The sequence below is a fragment of the Bacillus sp. MSP13 genome (assembly GCF_000815295.1).
Taxonomy (GTDB): Bacteria; Bacillota; Bacilli; order Bacillales; family Bacillaceae; genus Bacillus; species Bacillus vallismortis.
This window is the reverse complement of record NZ_JXAQ01000010.1, coordinates 220,670-238,538: the sequence shown is the minus strand read 5'-3', so window position 1 is coordinate 238,538 and position 17,869 is coordinate 220,670. Positions and strand designations below refer to the sequence as shown.

Sequence of the window (17,869 nt, the reverse complement as noted above, 5' to 3'; positions counted from 1 at the left end):
TAAATTAAAGTTCGGAATTTATTTTTCCGCCTCAAAATAAAGAAAAGACTGGCCTCGCAGTCCTTTCATTCGCACTCATAAACCGCCCGTACTCCGCCAATCAGCTTCGGCCGCGTACGCGCTAATGTCACATGGGCTTCACCCAGACTGTTTTGAGAAATACGCACAGGGACAGCTACCGGCTTCAGATGCATGCCGATAAACGTATCGCCTACGTCTATTCCGGCGTCAGCCTGTATGTTTTCAACAAGAACAGGAGACCTCATCTGCTTAAATGCATAAGCAGCCATCGCCCCGCCCGCTTTTGGAACAGGTACGGCCGAAACGGCCGGCAGCCTGAACAGCTGAGCCGTTTCCTCCTCTACTACAAGCGCTCTGTTCAAATGCTCGCAACACTGAAATGCGAGATGGATGCCTGTTTTTCTCTTGAGCTCGGCAAGTCCGCTGTAGATGCTTTCCGCGATGTCTTCGCTTCCCGATGTGCCGATCCGGCTGCCGGCCACTTCGCTCGTGCTGCATCCAAGGACAAAGAGCTGATCCTGTTTCAATCCCGCTTGTTCCTGAAACTCAGACAGCATCGTACTCCATTTTAGCTTGATCTCATTCATTGAACAGCACCCCTATAGGTTCTTCTCTTCATAGTCCGAGATTTTTCCAATCCGGGTTTGATGTCTTCCGCCGGTAAATTCAGTAGTCAGCCAGATTTTCGCCACTTCCCGCGCCAAACCGGGGCCGATCACCCGTTCACCCATCGCGAGGATGTTTGTGTCATTATGCTCTCTCGTCGCTTTTGCGCTGAATGTATCGTGCGCCAGCGCGCAACGAATGCCTTTGACCTTATTAGCGGAAATGCTCATGCCGATCCCTGTCCCGCAAATTAAAATGCCTCTGTCAACTTCGCCGCTAACCACTTTTTCGGCCACCGGAAAAGCATAATCCGGATAATCGACAGATCCGCTGCCGCAGTCACAGCCCATATCCATATATTCAATTTGCAATTCGTCCATTAACTCTTTGATTTCATTTCGAATGTGAACACCGCCATGATCCGATGCAATGGCTACTTTCATCAGCTTTTCCTCCCAGCGTGTGTGATGCGGCAGCCCGCTATGTTGACCGCGCAGCCTGTCCGCTCTTAAGATTCACACCATATGATGTGCTTTTCACTATATTCTACTCCTTCACGCAGGATTTGCAAATGACCTGTTTGCAGATTTTCATCCATCTACCTGCCGTCTTTTTTCAGCTGTTTTGCCAGCTGACGAAGAAGCTCTTCAAGCTCATCTCTCGTTTGTTTATAGATATCAATTGAGCCGCCGAACGGATCGATGACATCCTCATGGCTGTCTTTGACATATTCTTTTAGCGTGAACACTTTATCACGATAACGTCCGAATTGATTGGCAATGATCTGTTTGTGCTGCTGGGTCATAGCCAGAACCAAATCAGCCGATTCCATATGTTCTTCAGTTAATGGAGAAGACATATGGTTAAGGGCAATGTGTTTTTCAAACAACGCTTCGACTGCATGAGGCGTCGCTCTCCCATTAGGCGAAGCAAACACGCCAGCCGAGCGGACACTGACATGCAGCCCTTCCGTTTCTGCAATTGACTTAAAAAGCGCCTCAGCCATGGGACTGCGGCACGTATTTCCAGTACAGACAAAAATAATGTTCATGTCAGTCACCCCTTATTTTCTCTATTATATATGAAGAAAAAAGAAACAGCGACTTCGTTTCTTTTATTGATATATTAAATTGGCAGAAGCAGCTTTAGGCCGAATGCGATTAAGATGATGCCCCCAAGCGCTTCGCTGTATGTGCCAAGCCATGACTGTACTTGTTTTCCGATCAGCAGGCCCAGCCATGTCAATATCATGCTGAACAGCCCGAACAGGGTAATGGTGAGAAGCGGGTGTGAGCCGTATATCCCCAAGCTCAAGCCAACGGAGAAGCTGTCAAGGCTGACGCCGACGGCAAACAGGAATAAGCCCGGCCCTGCCGGAGACATGAATCGTTCTTCCGACTGTTTAAATGAAGCCATCAGCATTTGAATACCAAGAACAAAAAGCAGCGAACCCCCGATATAAACCGCTAACACGCCGAGGAGCCCTGACAGCATGTTACCGGCCACCATCCCTCCGAGAGGCATGATGACATGAAAGAGGCCGATGATCAAACCAATATAGAATATCTGCTTTTTTCTGAGTTTGACCATGCCCATTCCAAGGCCGACAGAAAAAGCATCCATCCCTAACGCAAACGCCATGATGCTTAATGTAATCAGTTCGCCTATAAACATATCCGACATACATGAATACCCCCTTGGACACGCCTCGCTTTTTTAGCCTATGCGTGTCCAAAAAGGGTTAGAACATCTGACTTCGTCAGCGAATCACTCTTCCACCCGCGGCTTTCATCAGCCTGTTCATAATAGCGTGCCCGACACCCGTGTCCGGAAAGGATTCCGCTATAATAAAATCCACCTTTGCCTCATCAAAGCTGCGTAAAGCATCATACAGCGCCGCCGCAACAGTCTCAAGCTGAGCCCGTCTGCCGCAGCTCTTCACGTAATCTGCCGAATACACATCAGCGTTTTCTTCTGTTGTCAGGACACCGACCCGTCTGCCGTCCTGTTGGTGCTCCTGAATGAGATGCTGAATACGTTCTGGGCTGCCTTCGCAAATGGCAAGCGGTGCAGTCGGGGCATAATGTGTATATTTCATCCCTGGAGATATCGGCTTTTGATTTTGATCACTGAGCCCTTTATCCACAAGGATCGGTCCGATCTCCGCTTCAATTTGCTCTTTCGTAATGCCCCCCGGACGAAGAAGAACAGGAATGTCGCCAGCACATGAAAGGACGGTCGATTCGACCCCAATCCCGGTAGGACCTCCGTCCATGATGCCAGCTATGCGGCCATCTAAGTCGTGAGCCACATGTTCCGCCTTTGTCGGGCTTGGCTTTCCTGATAGATTAGCGCTCGGTGCCGCAATCGGCAATTCCGACGCGCGAATCAACGCAAGAGCAAGCGGATGATCCGGCATCCTAATGGCAACCGTTTCAAGCCCTGCCGTTACACGAGGTGAGAGCGCACCAGGTTTGCAGGGCAGGATGAGGGTAAGTGCCCCTGGCCAAAACCGGTTCATTAATGTTTTCGCCTTATCTGGCGCCGGGCCCGTTAAGTCGTCAAGCTGGCTGATGTCCGCAATGTGGACAATCAGGGGATTATCACTCGGACGCCCTTTCGCTTCATATATTTTTTTGACAGCATCTGTGTCTTTCGCATTTGCGCCGAGGCCGTATACCGTTTCTGTCGGGAACGCAACGACCTCATTTTGCCGGAGCAAAGCGGCTGCTTGTGCAATTTGTGGATCATTTGTGGATAACTCGCCAGTTACATCCACAAACCATCTTTTCGTTTTCATTTTCTGACCAAACTCCTTATTCACAACAATAAAACGATTGTTTTACGCGTGTAATCCTTTTGAAAGTATAAAAGATGTCCTGTAATAAAACAAGCGTTATCCACAAATTGTGGACAACGCTAATGAAGAAGTGGATAACTCTGTGTATAAATCACACTTATCCAGACGCTTTTTTCATCAAGACGGCCCCTTCTGTTTTTCGCGACTCACAGAAATGCCCAGAAGAAAACAGCTCTTCAGGTACACTCTCAGCTTGTTCAAACCCCATGGCCGTAAGGAAATCAGCAGAGGAATGCTGATTCGCAATTAAATATACTGTTTTGATCTGGTGCTTTTCGCACAGAAGCTCCATGCTCTGAAAGAGGGTCACAATATGGCCTTGGTGAAGCTTGTCCGATATCACAAGTGATCGCAACAGCCCTTGATCACAGCTTATTTTTTCAATTCCGAGACAGCCGGCAATGTTCTTCTCGCTATCCTCAAGCATCAGAAACTGGGTGAAGCCTTCTTTCACGCCTTCATGGTTGGCTTTCGCCTGTTTTAAAAATTCCTCGAGCACGTCCCCGTCTTTTTCCCTTGCCACCCGCAGTTGATAAAACATCCGTTCACCCCGTTTTTGCATTCTTTCTTCCAATCTATGAGGCAAATCTATTTTTAGACCAGGTGATTAGGAAAAAAGGTCGGAAATCCATTCGACTAAGAAGAATTTCACTTCTGTGCCGCCGTCTTCCTTCTCTTCTTGCTCTTCTTTCTCTTCTATTTTGGCTTTTTCCGCTTTGGCGGTTACGTCCTCAAGCACTTTTTCAGTCTGTTTTTTCGAGGCTTCTTGATCTTCTTGTTCTTTCACAGCTTCCCCATTCGAAAAATCAAGAAAGCAGAGCGGCGGGAACAGCACACACCACCAGTTGGCGCCGTCGCCGTTTCCAAGCGTAATCAGGATCGCTTCATACTCACCAGCGGGATATACCATGTTGCCGTAAAGCTTTGTCGGAAAAGAGATTTTGTCAAAATCAACAGATATGGACTGGTTCGCCCCTTCGTTCTCCATTGTTTTCTTTGCAATGTCTTTGATTTCAGGAAGCTTTGAGCGAATCACACGCCGCGCCTCTTCTATAGAAGCAATATTCTCTACCCAGGTTGTGATTTCTTGATTGACCGCGTCTCTGATATGCCGTTTTAATTGCTGATCTTGATCCCTATCGCTGTTTGCCAATATTCGCAAACGAATCGCCTCATCCGGTATGACCACCGGCTGATTTTCTGATTGCTGTGCCGTCTCTTCTTTTGCCAGCCCTACAAGTGCTCCAGATAATAAAAGAAAGATATATATGCAAATGATAACTGTTTTTTTCATCTGTCCCCACCGTTCCTCTCCGTGCTTTGTTTCTAGCCCTATTATGGACAAGGGAAGCCCGGGGTAAACGTGCAGGGTGAAAAAAATCTAGCAAGCTGGTAATCTTATTTATGGTACGATAGTGTTTTAGGAGGTTTAAGATGAAATATAATTATACAGTGCTGTTATCGGCATTTACGATGTCGGTTCTTTATTCGGTGATTTATATTCATTCATTTATCATTGCCGCTCTGATCACGATGGCATTTTATTTTCTATTTCCTTATCTGATATTCGCGCTTCCTCTTCAATTCATGATGAATAAAAAGCCGAAGCGGTTCAACCCTTTGTATTTGCTGTATTACTTTGCTGCGGCTTTTGTGGCCAACGCGATTATTTTCGGCCTGCTGCAGCCTTCAGGACAATCTCTGTTTCAAAATACCGCCTTTTACATCTTCGTTGTATTAACAGCTGTTGTTTATTGGATATGGGATTCTGTTTTACTGCAAAAAAAGGAAGCCTAGGGGGCTTCCTTTTTCATGAAAACAAAACCGTCAGCAGATAACATAGAATAGAAGGTATCGCCGCAACAAAGAAAGCAGCCGCCATTTTCATGCGGGCTGTACGGCCTTCTTTCGTTTCTGAATGGTAGTTCGCCCGCTGATCGCTTCCGCTTACAGCCAAGCCTGATGTGATGATTGCAAGCCCAATCAAAACAAGAGACGCGATGCCAAATATGGATTCATATGAAAGTACCTGCGGAAAAATGGTGCCCACCATGCTCTCAATTGCAATGAGCAAGATTCCTGCTGCCAGGGCTTTTTTCATTTTTCACATCCCCTTTGCCGGTGATCAAACAGCTCGATTCATCAACTCGACAGCAAGCTGCTTACTTATTTTTATGAATCACAGCGCATATGGTTCTGTCTTTTCCATTAATATCTTTCAGCACTTCCACTTCCGCATCCTTAAACGTCTTGAGAATCAGCTCTTTGACCGCCGCCCCCTGTTGCCATCCGATTTCAAAAACGACAAACACTTTATCCTTCATGACAAGCGGGATGTCTTCCATAAACCGCTTATAAAATTTGAGCCCGTCTCCGCCATCGGTGAGAGCGTGCAGCGGCTCATGAAAACGGACAATCTCTGATAGATCAGCCATTTCTTCTTCTGAAATATAAGGAGGATTTGAGACGATCATATCCGCTTTTTTTCCCGCCGTAATCAAAGGCTCAAGCAGATCGCCCTGGTAAAAACGCACATCAGCTCCGAGCTTTTCCGCATTGGCAGAAGCGACCTGAAGCGCCTCTTTTGAAATATCGACCGCCGACACAGAAAAATTTTCGTTTTCAAGCGCAAGCGTGACGGCTATCGCGCCGCTCCCTGTACCGACGTCAACAACATCAAGCCCGCCGTCTTCCGAAAAGACATGCCGATACTTTTGCAGCAGATGATAGACAACCTCTTCTGTTTCCGGCCGCGGGATCAGCACATCATCATTCACCATAAACTCCCGTCCGTAAAAAAACTCTTTTCCGATAATGTACTGAACCGGCACTCCCTCTTTATGCATCTCAACGTGACGCCGAAAGCGATACAGCTCATCTTCGCCGATCGGTTCCTGTAAGCTGGCGAGCAGCTTGCTTCTGTCCATTCCGGTATCATAAAGCAAAAGAAGCTCAGCAGCGTTTTCTTCTCTTCCCGCTTCGGTTAAATAAGAAGAAGCCCATTTCAGGGCTTCAAATATCGTCTTCATCTTAACCTTCCGCTTGCTGAAGCTTGCTTGCCTGATCTTCAACAATCAGCGTTTCAACCACTTCATCAAGTTTTCCTTCAAGAATCTGATCAAGCTTTTGAATCGTCAGGCCGATTCTGTGATCCGTCACACGGTTTTGCGGGAAGTTGTATGTGCGGATACGTTCAGAACGGTCACCTGATCCGACTGCTGATTTTCGCGTTTGATCATATTCAGCTTGTGCTTCCTGCTGAAATTTATCGTAGATTCTGGCACGAAGAACTTTCATTGCTTTTTCTTTGTTTTTGATTTGAGATTTCTCATCTTGGCATGATACAACAACACCTGTCGGCAAGTGTGTCAGACGAACGGCAGACATGGTGGTGTTTACGCTTTGTCCGCCCGGTCCGCTTGAAGCAAACGTATCAACTCGGATATCCTTCTCATGAATGTCAACCTCTACCTCTTCGGCCTCAGGAAGGCACGCTACGGTCGCGGTCGATGTATGGATACGGCCGCCTGATTCTGTTTCCGGAACACGCTGTACGCGGTGGGCGCCGTTTTCATATTTGAGTTTAGAATACGCGCCGCTTCCCGTAATCATAAAGATGATCTCTTTGTAGCCGCCCGTTCCGGTTACACTCGCTTCCATGACCTCAGTTTTCCAGCCTTGAAGCTCGGCATAACGGGAATACATTCTGTACAGGTTACCCGCGAATAAAGCGGCTTCCTCGCCTCCCGCTGCTCCGCGGATCTCCATAATAACGTTTTTGTCATCATTAGGGTCTTTCGGGATCAGGAGCACTTTCAGACGCTCTGACAGTGTATCCGTTTCCTTCTGGAGTTCAGAAATCTCTTCCTTCACCATCTCGCGCATCTCAGCGTCCAGCTTCTCTTCCAGCATCGCTTTTGCATCAGTCAGCTGTTCTGACGCATCTCTGTATTGTCTATAGACGTCAACTGTTTCTTGTATATCAGATTGCTCTTTTGAATATTCTCTTAGCTTTTTCGGATCGTTGACTACTTCTGGATCGCTTAAAAGCTCATTTAATTTTTCGTATCGTTCTTCGATTGATTGTAAACGGTCTAACACGGTCTTCACCTCTGTTTTCCTGTGCGTAACATTCTCATTATAGTATAGTGATGAACCCCAGTCAAAAGCATTTCAATCCCATTTGGAAAAGCCTCCTCTGCTATACTGGGAATCGAGGAGTGATGATCATGCTGAAATCCATACATCATATTGCAATCATATGTTCAGATTATGAAAAGTCGAAAGCTTTCTACGTACATAAGCTTGGTTTTCAAGTGATTCAAGAAACGTATCGAGAAGAACGGGACTCTTTTAAGCTTGATTTGTCGCTTAACGGCGCGTATGCCATTGAGCTGTTTTCGTTTCCCGATCCGCCCGCACGCCAAACCCGGCCTGAAGCGGCAGGCCTCCGCCACCTCGCTTTTACAGTCAGCAGCTTGGAGGAGGCGGTTCAGAAGCTTCACAAAAAAGGAATCGAAACAGAACCCATCAGAACAGATCCGCTGACCGGCAAGCGGTTCACCTTCTTTTTTGATCCTGACCAGCTTCCTTTAGAACTGTATGAACAATAACGGTTTTTGAAGAAAAAAAGGAGATACCCACTTTCTTTGCCGAATCTTTTCTTGTTTTGTCTAACAAGAAGGGAACCGCATGCGATGGTCGAATACCTAGCTAAAAAGGAGGTATGGGATCATGAATACAAATATGGTAGCAAGTGAACTCGGCGTCTCCGCAAAAACGGTGCAGCGGTGGGTGAAGCAGCTGAAGCTCCCGGCCGAACGCAATGAGCTCGGACATTATTCGTTCACGGCAGAAGACGTGAAGATTCTAAAATCTGTTCAAAAACAAATTTCTGAAGGCACGGCGATTCAGGATATTCATGTGCCGCAAAGCACGAAAAAGCGGACAGGATTCATTGTCCAAAAGACAACCGGCGACACAGAACGAAGAATCGAGCTGCTCGAACAGAAGTTCAACACCCTATTGCAGCAAAAGCAGGATGAAAACGAACTTCTGTCAAGGATCGAGGAACTAGAACGCCAGCTGAAGCAAAAAGCCGATGAGGGTGTATCTTATCAACTGCTTCAGCATCGCAGGGAAATGGATGACATCCTTGCAGACTTGCAATCATTGACCTCACAAATGCAAGAATTCACCGCTCAGCCGATCCCCGAGACCGCTGCCGCTGCCGAAAAAACCAAATCAAGAAAAAAACCGCTGCTGTCACTGTTCAAATTTCAAACCTAATATAAAAAGCTCCCCGTAAAAAGGGAGCTTTTTTCGATTTACGCCGTAAGCGCAATAATAATCGGAAGTGAAATCAATGACAGAATCGCACTGATGACAAATGCAGAAGCCGTTTCTTCCTCTTGTCTCTCGAATCGAGTTGCAATCATGGCTGCTACGGCAGAACCAGGGAATGCCACAAGAAGGATCGCTTTTGTCATTTGGTCAGCTGGCAGTCCGACAGCAAGAGCAATCAAGAACATTAACGCAGGTTGAACCGCGACTTTGAGCAACGCAATGCCAAATGCCGGTACGCTGAGTTTGATACTGCGGATACCAACAGTAACACCGACAGCAAAGAGAGCCACACCAGATGTTGTGCTTCCAATCTGGTCAAGCATTTTAACACCCAGCTCAGGCAGAGTCACACCGCAAAGCACTAAGATCATACTAATTAACGGAGCAGCTGCAAGCGGCTCAGAAAGACCGTGCAGGATTGATTTCCCTGTCATCTTCCAGAAGCTGTCGCCGCCCTCTTCGTTTTTCTTAGAAGACACGCCGACAGTAGCAACAATAATCGCAAGCGGATCAAGAATCGCATTAACAACGATACCTGTAACCGCGATTGGAATCGCAACCTCTTGCGCACCAAACAAGCTTCCCAGTACAGGAATACCCATAAATGCGAATGTTGGCTGTGCAGAGTTCAAAGAAAATACGGATGAGTTCGTTAAATCATATTTAAACACAAATCTGCAAAGCAGTAAAATAACAATATAGAAACCAACAATCCCAATGATTAAAGAAACCATTAATGGAATTTGAGATAAAAATTCACTTCTGGAAGTAGTCAAAATACCAGCGATAAAGTGAGCTGGAAGTGCGTATTTCGTTACTAACGTACTTACCCCTTTTGCCGACTTGGCATCATAACTTCCAAAATGTCCTGCAAACCATCCCAGCACGATCACAAAGAAGATCGGTGCCAGGAGGATTAAGATATCTAAGATGCTCAAAATATTCTCCTCCAAATCCTATGTCCGTATACTTTAGCTTTCCGAAAAAGCTTTCCCTCGGACGATATATTAATAGTTAATTATTTTGCGATGACTTTTTTGTATTCCGGTGTCCACATCGCATCAAGAACCGCTTGTTTCACATCTTCAGGCTGGCGATTTGCTACGCCGTCTTTAATAGCCGCTTCAGCAACGGCAATCGCAACTTGAATAGAAACTTCTTGAAGCTTATCAATGCTTGGAAGCAAACCTGCTCCAGGTGTTTCAAGATCAACCATTTCAGCAATCGCATCAGCAGTTGCAGCAAACATAGCAGGCGTAATGATACGCGCTTCCGCTACAATTGAACCAAGTCCAAGACCAGGGAACGCGAATGCGTTATTAGATTGTCCGATTTCATAAGAAACACCGTTGTATTCTACATTGTCAAATGGGCTTCCTGTTGCAATAAGCACTTTTCCGTCAGTCCATTTGAATAGATCTTCAGGAGTCGCTTCCGCAAGGTGAGTCGGGTTTGACATCGGCATGATTACCGGACGGTCTGTGTGAGATGCCATTTCTTTCACAATTTCTTCTGTAAACGCGCCTGATACACCTGAAGTACCGATTAAGATCGTTGGTTTCGCTTGGCGAACCACTTCATCGAATGGAATTTGGCCTTTTTCATCGCGTTTCCAATCTTTCACTTCGTCCGCAGTGCGAAGGTAAGGTTTTTGGAAATCAAGGATGCCTTCGATTTCTTCAGTCAGCAAGCCTCTGTAATCAATTGTGTAGAAGCGTTTGTTCGCTTCTTCTTCAGATAATCCAGCAAGCACCATTGTGTCACGGATTTGGTCGGCAATACCGATACCAGCAGAACCTGCACCGAAGACAACAACACGCTGATCTTTAATAGAAGCGCCAGTTTTCTTCATAGCAGCAAGCACACCAGCGAGCGTGATAGCGCCTGTACCTTGGATATCATCATTAAATGTAAGAACTTCATGGTTGTATTTTTTCATGATATTGCGCGCATTTTTGTTACCAAGGTCTTCCCAGTGAAGAAGCGCTTTAGGGAAGAATTTCAATGCTGCTTTTACATAAGCGTCTATGAAAGCTTCATAGCGTTCGCCTTGAACACGTTCATGTTTGTTACCAATATATAAAGGATCATTCAGAAGTTTTTCGTTGTTTGTACCGACATCAAGCACTACCGGGATCACACGGCTAGGGTCAATACCAGCTGCAGCAGTGTAAACCGCTAATTTACCGATTGCGATGTTAATACCTCCTACACCCCAGTCACCGATACCGAGAATGCTTTCAGAGTCAGTAGCAACGATAAGATCAATATCCCCTGCTGTCGCATGAAGGTTTTCAAACGCTTTTTCAATACCGTCAATATTGTCGATTGACAAGTAGATACCTTGAGGTCTTCTGTATTCATGGCTGTATTCCTGAATCGCTTCGCCAACTGTCGGTGTGTAAACAACAGGAAGCATTTCGCGAAGATGGTTTTTCAGCAATTTATAGAAAAGAACTTCGTTACGGTTTGCAAGATCACTTAAGTAAACATTTTGACGAAGGCGGTCAGGCTGCGCTTGGAATTGCTCGTATGCGCGTTGTGCTTGTTGATCAAGAGAAAGTACAGTTGGCGGCAGAAGCCCTTCTAAGCCAAGCTCTTGTCTTTCTTCTATTGAAAACGCAACACCTTTATTTAAAGTAGGAATAGATAAAACTTCTTTTCCTCTAAGAGTTGTTTCTAAGTGGCCTTCTTTCGTTTTTTTTATGTTATTCAAGCAAATCTCCTTCTTTCTTGAAATAGTTAACCAAGTTAAGTAATAACCCATCTAAAAAAATACGATCATGATCTTTATGCGACTTTATGACAATTATTCGAACAATGTCTAAAAACTATTTACATTACGTAAGCTATTGTATGCCTGTCCAAATCAAAATTCAAGGGAAGAAAATTACTTAATTTTTTAATACACTTAATTAAATTTTTTAATTAAGTGTTGTCAGAAAATAAAAAAACACCGGTGTTTTTAGCCGGTGCCTTCTAGCTTTATACCCATGTTTCGGGCTATTTTTTAGGTTTTCCTGGAACTTCATGATGATGTCTGCATCTTGCTTCATACGATTCGGATGCCCCCACCAAAATGACCGGATCATCGTAAGAAGCAGGTTTGCCGTCAATCAGGCGCTGCGTTCTGCTCGCAGGCGATCCGCAGACGGAACAGACGGCTTGCAGCTTCGTCACACTTTCCGCAATCGCCATTATATCCGGGACGACACCGAACGGCTCTCCCCTAAAATCCATATCAAGACCAGCTGCAATCACACGGTAGCCTTTATCGGCAAGGGATGATAAAACCTCTACAATTCCCTCGTCAAAAAACTGAACTTCATCAACCGCAATCACATCCGTGCTTTCGCTGATGTGTTCCCAAATATCCGCAGCAGCAGAAATGGCATAGCTCTTCATGGATGTTCCATTATGGGAGACAACAGCATCTTCGCTGTATCGATTATCAATCACAGGCTTAAAAACCCTGACTTCCTGCTTGGCATAAGTCGCTCTCTTCACTCTTCTGATCAGCTCTTCAGATTTCCCCGAGAACATGCTGCCGCAAATCAGCTCAAGCCAACCGCTTTGTTTCATTATGTACATAGGCTCTGTTCCCCTCTTTCTGCCAGCTGTTTTAGACAATATAAAAAACAGGCAAGACTGCTTCTTGCCTGTTGAAAAATCTATTATTACTTAAGACCGTATTTTTTGTTAAAGCGATCAACACGACCATCAGCAGAAGCGAATTTTTGACGGCCAGTATAGAATGGGTGGCACTCAGAGCAAATCTCAACGCGTACCTCTTCTTTTACTGAGCCTGTTTCAAATTCATTTCCACAAGCGCATTTCACTGTTGCTTTTTTGAAATTAGGATGAATTCCTGCTTTCATTGTATCCATCTCCTTCCGCCCTGAATCCCGTGTGGAAACAGAGTTATTATTTCGGAGCATTGTCCGAAACGCATATGAGAAAATTATATCAGTGATTTACTTCTTTTGCAAATACAATTTACCGTCTTGCCGATGATAGATTTGCCTGTTTCCATTCTTGATTGAGGATATCGAAAAATTCCTGATTTGTTTTGGTTTTTTTCATTTTTCTCATGAACTTTTCCGCAAAATCAGGTGAATCAGACATCGTTTTGCGGATCGACCATAAGCGATCAAGATGCTCTTTAGGCACAAGCAGCTCTTCCTTGCGCGTTCCTGAACGGCGGATATCGATGGCCGGGAAGATTCGGCGCTCTGCCAGAGAGCGGTCGAGGTGAAGCTCCATGTTGCCCGTTCCCTTGAATTCTTCATAAATCACATCGTCCATACGTGATCCTGTATCGACCAGAGCTGTAGCTAGGATGGTTAAACTGCCGCCCTCTTCGATATTTCTCGCAGCCCCGAAGAAACGCTTCGGACGATGGAACGCCGCTGGGTCAATCCCTCCGGAAAGCGTTCTTCCGCTCGGCGGAATTACTAAGTTGTAGGCGCGGGCAAGGCGTGTAATGCTGTCCATCAGGATGATGACGTCTTTTTTGTGTTCCACAAGACGCATCGCGCGCTCAAGCACAAGCTCGGCAACTTTGATATGGTTTTCCGGCACTTCGTCAAATGTTGAGCTGACGACATCCCCAGCCACAGAGCGCTCGATATCAGTCACTTCTTCCGGTCTTTCGTCAATCAAAAGCACGATCAGCTCTGCTTCAGGCTGGTTCGCTGTAATGCTGTTGGCAATTTCCTTCAGCAGCATCGTTTTTCCGGCTTTTGGCGGCGCGACAATCAAACCCCGCTGTCCAAATCCGACCGGCGCCATCATGTCCATAATTCTGGTAGACAAGAAGTTTGGCTTTGTCTCCAACACCATTTGACGGTCTGGATAAAGAGGTGTAAGCGCCGGGAAATGCACACGCTCTTTTGCTGATTCGGGATCATCCCCATTTACTGCTTCAACGTGCAAAAGTCCATAATAACGCTCATTTTCTTTTGGCGGGCGAACCTTGCCTGATACTTTGTCTCCGTTTCGCAAATCGAAGCGGCGAATTTGTGAAGCTGAGATGTAAATGTCTTCTGAGCTTGGAGAGTAGTTGATCGGTCTCAGGAAGCCGAAACCTTCAGACTGGATGATCTCAAGAACGCCTTCCATAAACAGCAGGTCTTCCTGTTCTGCGTTTGCTTTCAGAATGGCGAAAATAAGTTCTTTTTTTGTCAGTTTGCTGTAATAGGAGATTTTATAATGTCTTGCAAGTTCATAAAGCTCTTTCAATTTCATATTTTCCAAAGAGGAAATAGATACATTTTTCATAAAAACACCACGCTTTTCATAGTCAATATCTTACTCTGCACATATCATCTGCTGCTTTTGCACAACATCCGCCAAAGCACATTCTTTTTTCAACATAAAGGAACTTCTATCGGTAACACTTCCACCCATGATCGGCGCTTTTGTTAAAAGGATTGTCTTAATGAGTTTTGAAGGAAGCGAGGACAAAAACATGAGAAGATCAATACTTATATCGTCTGTATGCGGTAGAAATTGAAACATTCCTAGTGCTTAAAAGAAGGAATTACGCAGTAAATTCGCAGCACTCTTTATTTTTACCTTATTTCAGAAAATTATTCAACTGAAATAAGGTTTTGACACTGAATTGATAGAGTCGACTCTTTTTTGCAAAAGAAAAGCGGGCTCATCCCCGCTTTTTCTGTTTGTTATGGACGGATTACAAGGTTTGGTTTCTTTTTCAAGCTGTGTCTGCCGTCAACGAAGCGGACAGTGCCTGATTTCGCACGAATCACCAAGCTTTCAGTTGTGCCGACAGTGCCTTTGAATTGAACGCCTTTTAACAGCTCGCCGTCAGTTACCCCGGTAGCTGCAAAAATCGCGTCATCGCCTTTCACAAGGTCTTCCATGCGAAGGACTTTGCTTACATCAAGGCCCATGTTGTTACAGCGCGTGATTTCTTCTTGATGTTGCGGAAGGAGTCTACCAATGATTTCACCGCCCAGCGCTTTTAACGCAACAGCAGAAAGCACCCCCTCAGGAGCTCCGCCTGATCCGAACAGAATGTCAACGCCCGTGTGGTCAAAAGCCGTATTGATGGCGCCTGCGACATCGCCATCATTGATCAATTTGATCCTGGCTCCCGCTTCACGAAGTTGAGAAATAATGTTTGCGTGTCTATCACGGTTTAAAATGGTGGCAACGACGTCCTCAACGTCCTTGTTTTTCGCTTTTGCCACCGCTTTAAGGTTATCAATGACAGGGGCTTCAATGTCAATGCAGCCCACCGCTTCCGGGCCGACTGCGATTTTATCCATATACATGTCAGGGGCGTTCAGAAGCGTGCCATGGTCTGCGACTGCAATAACGGTCAGCGCGTTCCAGCCGCCGCTTGCCACGATGTTTGTGCCTTCAAGAGGGTCAACTGCGACATCCACGCGCGGACCGTATCCGTTTCCGAGCTTTTCCCCAATATACAGCATCGGCGCTTCGTCCATTTCGCCTTCACCGATCACAACGGTTCCTTTCATCGGAACGGTATCAAAAACGTCTCTCATTGCGCTAGTTGCCGCTTCATCAGCCTCGTCTTTTTTTCCCCGGCCCATCCATCTTGCAGATGCCAATGCAGCAGCTTCTGTCACACGTACCAATTCCATTGATAAACTTCTTTCCATTCAACACGAGCTCCTCTCCACAAATAACCATTTATGAATTTTGCAGCTGCTCTATTTCTTCGTCAGTCATTCTTTCACGCCAGATTGTCGCTCCAAGCCCTTCAAGTTTCTTCTCAAGACTGCTGTATCCGCGGTCAATATGCTCCAAACCCGTAATTTCCGTGACGCCGTCAGCCATCAGGCCGGCTACCACCAGACAGGCTCCGGCACGCAGATCGCTCGCCTTCACTTTTGCGCCTTGAAGCTCGACAGGACCTGTGATGATGGCGGATCTGCCTTCTACTTTCATATTCGCACCCATCCGTCTCAGCTCGTCAATGTGCTTGAATCTTGCCGAGTAAATGGTGTCCGTTACAACGCTTGTCCCTTTCGCTCTTGTCAGGAGCGCCGTCATCGGCTGCTGCAAATCTGTCGGGAAGCCCGGATATACGAGGGTTTTGACATCAACCGGCTTTAATTGCTTCTGCCCGCCGACAATGAGAAGCTGGTCATCGCTTGTTTCGATATGGTATCCCATTTCCCTCAACTTTGCCGTTAACGACTCTAGATGAGTGGGAATCACATTGTCGATCATGACTTCCTTACCCATTGCAGCAGCCACAATCATAAATGTCCCGGCCTCAATTCTGTCCGGAATAATCGTATGTTTGCAGCCGTGCAGCTCCTCCACGCCGTCGATTCGGATCACATTGGTTCCCGCACCTTTGATTTTGGCGCCCATGCTCGTAAGCAGTGTCGCAACATCAATGATCTCAGGCTCCTTCGCAGCGTTTTCGATGATCGTTTTCCCTTCTGCCAAAACAGCGGCAAGCATAATGTTAATGGTTGCCCCTACGCTCACGACATCTAAATAGATTCGTGCGCCTCTCAGCCTTTGGGCACGCAAATAAATGGCGCCCTGTTCGTTGGTCACTTCAGCTCCGAGCGCTTCAAAGCCTTTAATATGCTGATCAATCGGCCGGGGCCCCAAATGGCAGCCGCCGGGTAATCCGATGACGGCCTGCTTGAAGCGGCCTAGCATCGCTCCCATTAAATAATAGGACGCGCGAAGCTTTTTTACTTTTCCGTTAGGAAGCGGCATACTGATCATCGACGTCGGGTCAACGACCATTTCCCCATTATCAAAATGTACGTTTCCGCCGATTTCCTTTAACAGGTCACGCAGCGTTTCAATATCTGAAATCTCTGGAAGCCCTTCAATAGTCACCTCGGAATTTGCCAAAATGGTTGCTGGTATTAAAGCAACAGCGCTGTTTTTAGCGCCGCTGATATGTACTGTACCGTTTAACGAGTCACCGCCGGCAATATTCAACTTTTCCATGATAGTCTCCTTCCATAAGAAGATAGCTGCGGAGCTAAATAAAATGTCATTTTATTCTGTCTCTGCAAATAAAGCTCATGTCCAAAATCTAGCCAATTCGAAGAGAAAGAATACAACACATTGTAAAATATCAGGAAGAAAATAGCGAAGCTTTTTGCGGGGCACAGGTTTCGAAAATTGCATAGAGACCCGCCGGCTCGAGAAACATATCGTCATCCGGCAAAAGCAGTACGCAAACACTTCATTCCGATATCAGCTTCTGCAGCCCAATGATTCCTTCTCTGTAAAGCGGCGTCAGTGTCTGTAGGTCCGCTGTATCAGGACGGTGAAAAACAAAGGCCGCGGCAAACAAGCATAAACCGTTTGCCGCCCTTTGCATTATTTATTCCAGTCTGCCAGGAATTGTTCAATACCTTTGTCTGTTAACGGATGCTTAGTGAGTGAATGAATGACTTTCAGCGGCATAGTGCCGATATGGGCCCCTCTTAGAGCGGCTTCTGTCACGTGTTGCGGATGGCGGATTGACGCCGCAATGATTTGCGTGTCAAGACCGTGAATGTCAAAAATGGCTTTGACGTCTGAAATCAGGTCAAGTCCGTTGTGGCCGATGTCATCTAAGCGTCCAAGGAAAGGTGATACATACGTCGCCCCTGCTCTGGCGGCAAGAAGCGCCTGGTTTGCATTGAAGATCAATGTGACGTTTGTTTTGATGCCTAATTCAGTAAGCGCTCTTACCGCTTTAAGGCCGTCAGACGTCATCGGGATTTTCACCGTAATGTTCGGAGCGATCTTCGCCAGTTCTTTACCTTCCTCGATCATTTCCTCAGCTTTTAAAGAAATAACCTCTGCGCTTACAGAGCCTTTTACGACGTCTGTGATCTCGCGAAGACGGTCGTGGAATGATACATTAGCTTCTTTCGCTACTAAACTAGGGTTCGTCGTTACACCGGCAAGAATTCCTAATTCATTCGCTTCTTTAATTTCATCAATATTGGCTGTATCAATAAAAAATAACATGTTCAAAAAGCCTCCTTGAGCAAGAAATTTTCTGAATTGCGAATATGA

At 46.0% G+C, this 17,869-nt stretch carries 22 protein-coding genes; 3 read left to right on the top strand and 19 right to left on the bottom strand.

Annotation, left to right across the window (positions count from 1 at the left end; genetic code table 11):
- Positions 1-65 precede the first annotated feature (65 nt).
- From SC79_RS11810 to spoIIR, 7 genes are all read right to left on the bottom strand, one after another.
- On the bottom strand, positions 66-608 hold the full coding sequence (locus SC79_RS11810) for a TIGR01440 family protein (protein WP_039075204.1): 543 nt from the start codon (positions 606-608) through the stop codon (positions 66-68).
- 12 nt (positions 609-620) lie between these two features.
- Positions 621-1,070 carry a ribose 5-phosphate isomerase B gene (rpiB, locus tag SC79_RS11805; protein WP_039075203.1) on the bottom strand — a complete coding sequence of 150 codons (450 nt, stop codon included), beginning with the start codon at positions 1,068-1,070 and terminating at the stop codon, positions 621-623.
- 155 nt (positions 1,071-1,225) lie between these two features.
- Positions 1,226-1,678, bottom strand: coding sequence for a low molecular weight protein arginine phosphatase (locus SC79_RS11800; RefSeq protein WP_039075202.1), 453 nt, complete (start codon positions 1,676-1,678; stop codon positions 1,226-1,228).
- Positions 1,679-1,752: 74 nt separating this feature from the next.
- Positions 1,753-2,310, bottom strand: a complete 558-nt coding sequence (locus SC79_RS11795) for a manganese efflux pump MntP (protein WP_039075201.1) — start codon at positions 2,308-2,310, stop codon at positions 1,753-1,755.
- A gap of 76 nt (positions 2,311-2,386) precedes the next feature.
- On the bottom strand, positions 2,387-3,427 hold the full coding sequence (locus SC79_RS11790; RefSeq protein ID WP_039075200.1) for an L-threonylcarbamoyladenylate synthase: 1,041 nt from the start codon (positions 3,425-3,427) through the stop codon (positions 2,387-2,389).
- Between the two features lie 157 nt (positions 3,428-3,584).
- The gene (locus tag SC79_RS11785) at positions 3,585-4,028 is read right to left on the bottom strand and encodes a GNAT family N-acetyltransferase (protein WP_010328930.1); all 444 of its coding nucleotides are present in this window, start codon (positions 4,026-4,028) and stop codon (positions 3,585-3,587) included.
- A 66-nt stretch (positions 4,029-4,094) separates the two neighbouring features.
- The gene (spoIIR, locus tag SC79_RS11780) at positions 4,095-4,781 is read right to left on the bottom strand and encodes a stage II sporulation protein R (RefSeq protein WP_039075199.1); all 687 of its coding nucleotides are present in this window, start codon (positions 4,779-4,781) and stop codon (positions 4,095-4,097) included.
- A 140-nt stretch (positions 4,782-4,921) separates the two neighbouring features.
- On the opposite strand from spoIIR, the gene SC79_RS11775 reads away from it, so the two are divergent.
- A complete protein-coding gene (locus SC79_RS11775) occupies positions 4,922-5,284 on the top strand; it encodes a UPF0715 family protein (RefSeq protein ID WP_039075198.1) in 363 nt (120 codons plus the stop codon).
- A gap of 13 nt (positions 5,285-5,297) precedes the next feature.
- On the opposite strand, the gene SC79_RS11770 is transcribed toward SC79_RS11775, so the two are convergent.
- From SC79_RS11770 to prfA, 3 genes are all read right to left on the bottom strand, one after another.
- Positions 5,298-5,588 carry a DUF5316 family protein gene (locus tag SC79_RS11770; protein WP_039075197.1) on the bottom strand — a complete coding sequence of 97 codons (291 nt, stop codon included), beginning with the start codon at positions 5,586-5,588 and terminating at the stop codon, positions 5,298-5,300.
- Between the two features lie 61 nt (positions 5,589-5,649).
- Positions 5,650-6,516 (bottom strand): peptide chain release factor N(5)-glutamine methyltransferase, encoded by an 867-nt coding sequence (gene prmC, locus SC79_RS11765; protein WP_039075196.1) that lies wholly within the window; start codon positions 6,514-6,516, stop codon positions 5,650-5,652.
- A 1-nt stretch (position 6,517) separates the two neighbouring features.
- Positions 6,518-7,588 carry a peptide chain release factor 1 gene (gene prfA, locus SC79_RS11760; RefSeq protein ID WP_010328934.1) on the bottom strand — a complete coding sequence of 357 codons (1,071 nt, stop codon included), beginning with the start codon at positions 7,586-7,588 and terminating at the stop codon, positions 6,518-6,520.
- A 125-nt stretch (positions 7,589-7,713) separates the two neighbouring features.
- Here prfA and gloA2 point away from each other — a divergent pair, with 125 nt between their 5' ends.
- Entirely contained in the window at positions 7,714-8,100 is a 387-nt protein-coding gene (gloA2, locus tag SC79_RS11755; protein WP_082022685.1) for an SMU1112c/YaeR family gloxylase I-like metalloprotein, read from the top strand.
- A gap of 121 nt (positions 8,101-8,221) precedes the next feature.
- Positions 8,222-8,776: a chromosome-anchoring protein RacA gene (gene racA, locus SC79_RS11750; RefSeq protein ID WP_039075194.1), complete on the top strand. Its 555-nt coding sequence runs from the start codon at positions 8,222-8,224 to the stop codon at positions 8,774-8,776.
- A gap of 38 nt (positions 8,777-8,814) precedes the next feature.
- On the opposite strand, the gene SC79_RS11745 is transcribed toward racA, so the two are convergent.
- The 9 genes from SC79_RS11745 to fsa form a co-directional block, all read right to left on the bottom strand.
- A complete protein-coding gene (locus SC79_RS11745; RefSeq protein WP_039075193.1) occupies positions 8,815-9,771 on the bottom strand; it encodes an AEC family transporter in 957 nt (318 codons plus the stop codon).
- 80 nt (positions 9,772-9,851) lie between these two features.
- Positions 9,852-11,549, bottom strand: coding sequence for an oxaloacetate-decarboxylating malate dehydrogenase (gene malS / locus SC79_RS11740; protein ID WP_039075192.1), 1,698 nt, complete (start codon positions 11,547-11,549; stop codon positions 9,852-9,854).
- Between the two features lie 287 nt (positions 11,550-11,836).
- Positions 11,837-12,424 carry a thymidine kinase gene (locus SC79_RS11735; RefSeq protein ID WP_010328938.1) on the bottom strand — a complete coding sequence of 196 codons (588 nt, stop codon included), beginning with the start codon at positions 12,422-12,424 and terminating at the stop codon, positions 11,837-11,839.
- Positions 12,425-12,510: 86 nt separating this feature from the next.
- Positions 12,511-12,711 (bottom strand): 50S ribosomal protein L31, encoded by a 201-nt coding sequence (rpmE, locus tag SC79_RS11730; protein ID WP_003151132.1) that lies wholly within the window; start codon positions 12,709-12,711, stop codon positions 12,511-12,513.
- Positions 12,712-12,829: 118 nt separating this feature from the next.
- Entirely contained in the window at positions 12,830-14,113 is a 1,284-nt protein-coding gene (gene rho / locus SC79_RS11725; protein ID WP_010328939.1) for a transcription termination factor Rho, read from the bottom strand.
- A gap of 30 nt (positions 14,114-14,143) precedes the next feature.
- Positions 14,144-14,305 carry a hypothetical protein gene (locus SC79_RS21020; protein ID WP_052245600.1) on the bottom strand — a complete coding sequence of 54 codons (162 nt, stop codon included), beginning with the start codon at positions 14,303-14,305 and terminating at the stop codon, positions 14,144-14,146.
- A 212-nt stretch (positions 14,306-14,517) separates the two neighbouring features.
- Complete coding sequence (glpX, locus tag SC79_RS11720) at positions 14,518-15,483, bottom strand: class II fructose-bisphosphatase (protein WP_039075191.1); 966 nt, start codon at positions 15,481-15,483, stop codon at positions 14,518-14,520.
- 31 nt (positions 15,484-15,514) lie between these two features.
- Entirely contained in the window at positions 15,515-16,804 is a 1,290-nt protein-coding gene (locus SC79_RS11715) for a UDP-N-acetylglucosamine 1-carboxyvinyltransferase (protein WP_039075190.1), read from the bottom strand.
- A 378-nt stretch (positions 16,805-17,182) separates the two neighbouring features.
- Positions 17,183-17,821 carry a fructose-6-phosphate aldolase gene (gene fsa, locus SC79_RS11710; RefSeq protein ID WP_039075189.1) on the bottom strand — a complete coding sequence of 213 codons (639 nt, stop codon included), beginning with the start codon at positions 17,819-17,821 and terminating at the stop codon, positions 17,183-17,185.
- Between the last annotated feature and the right edge of the window lie 48 nt (positions 17,822-17,869).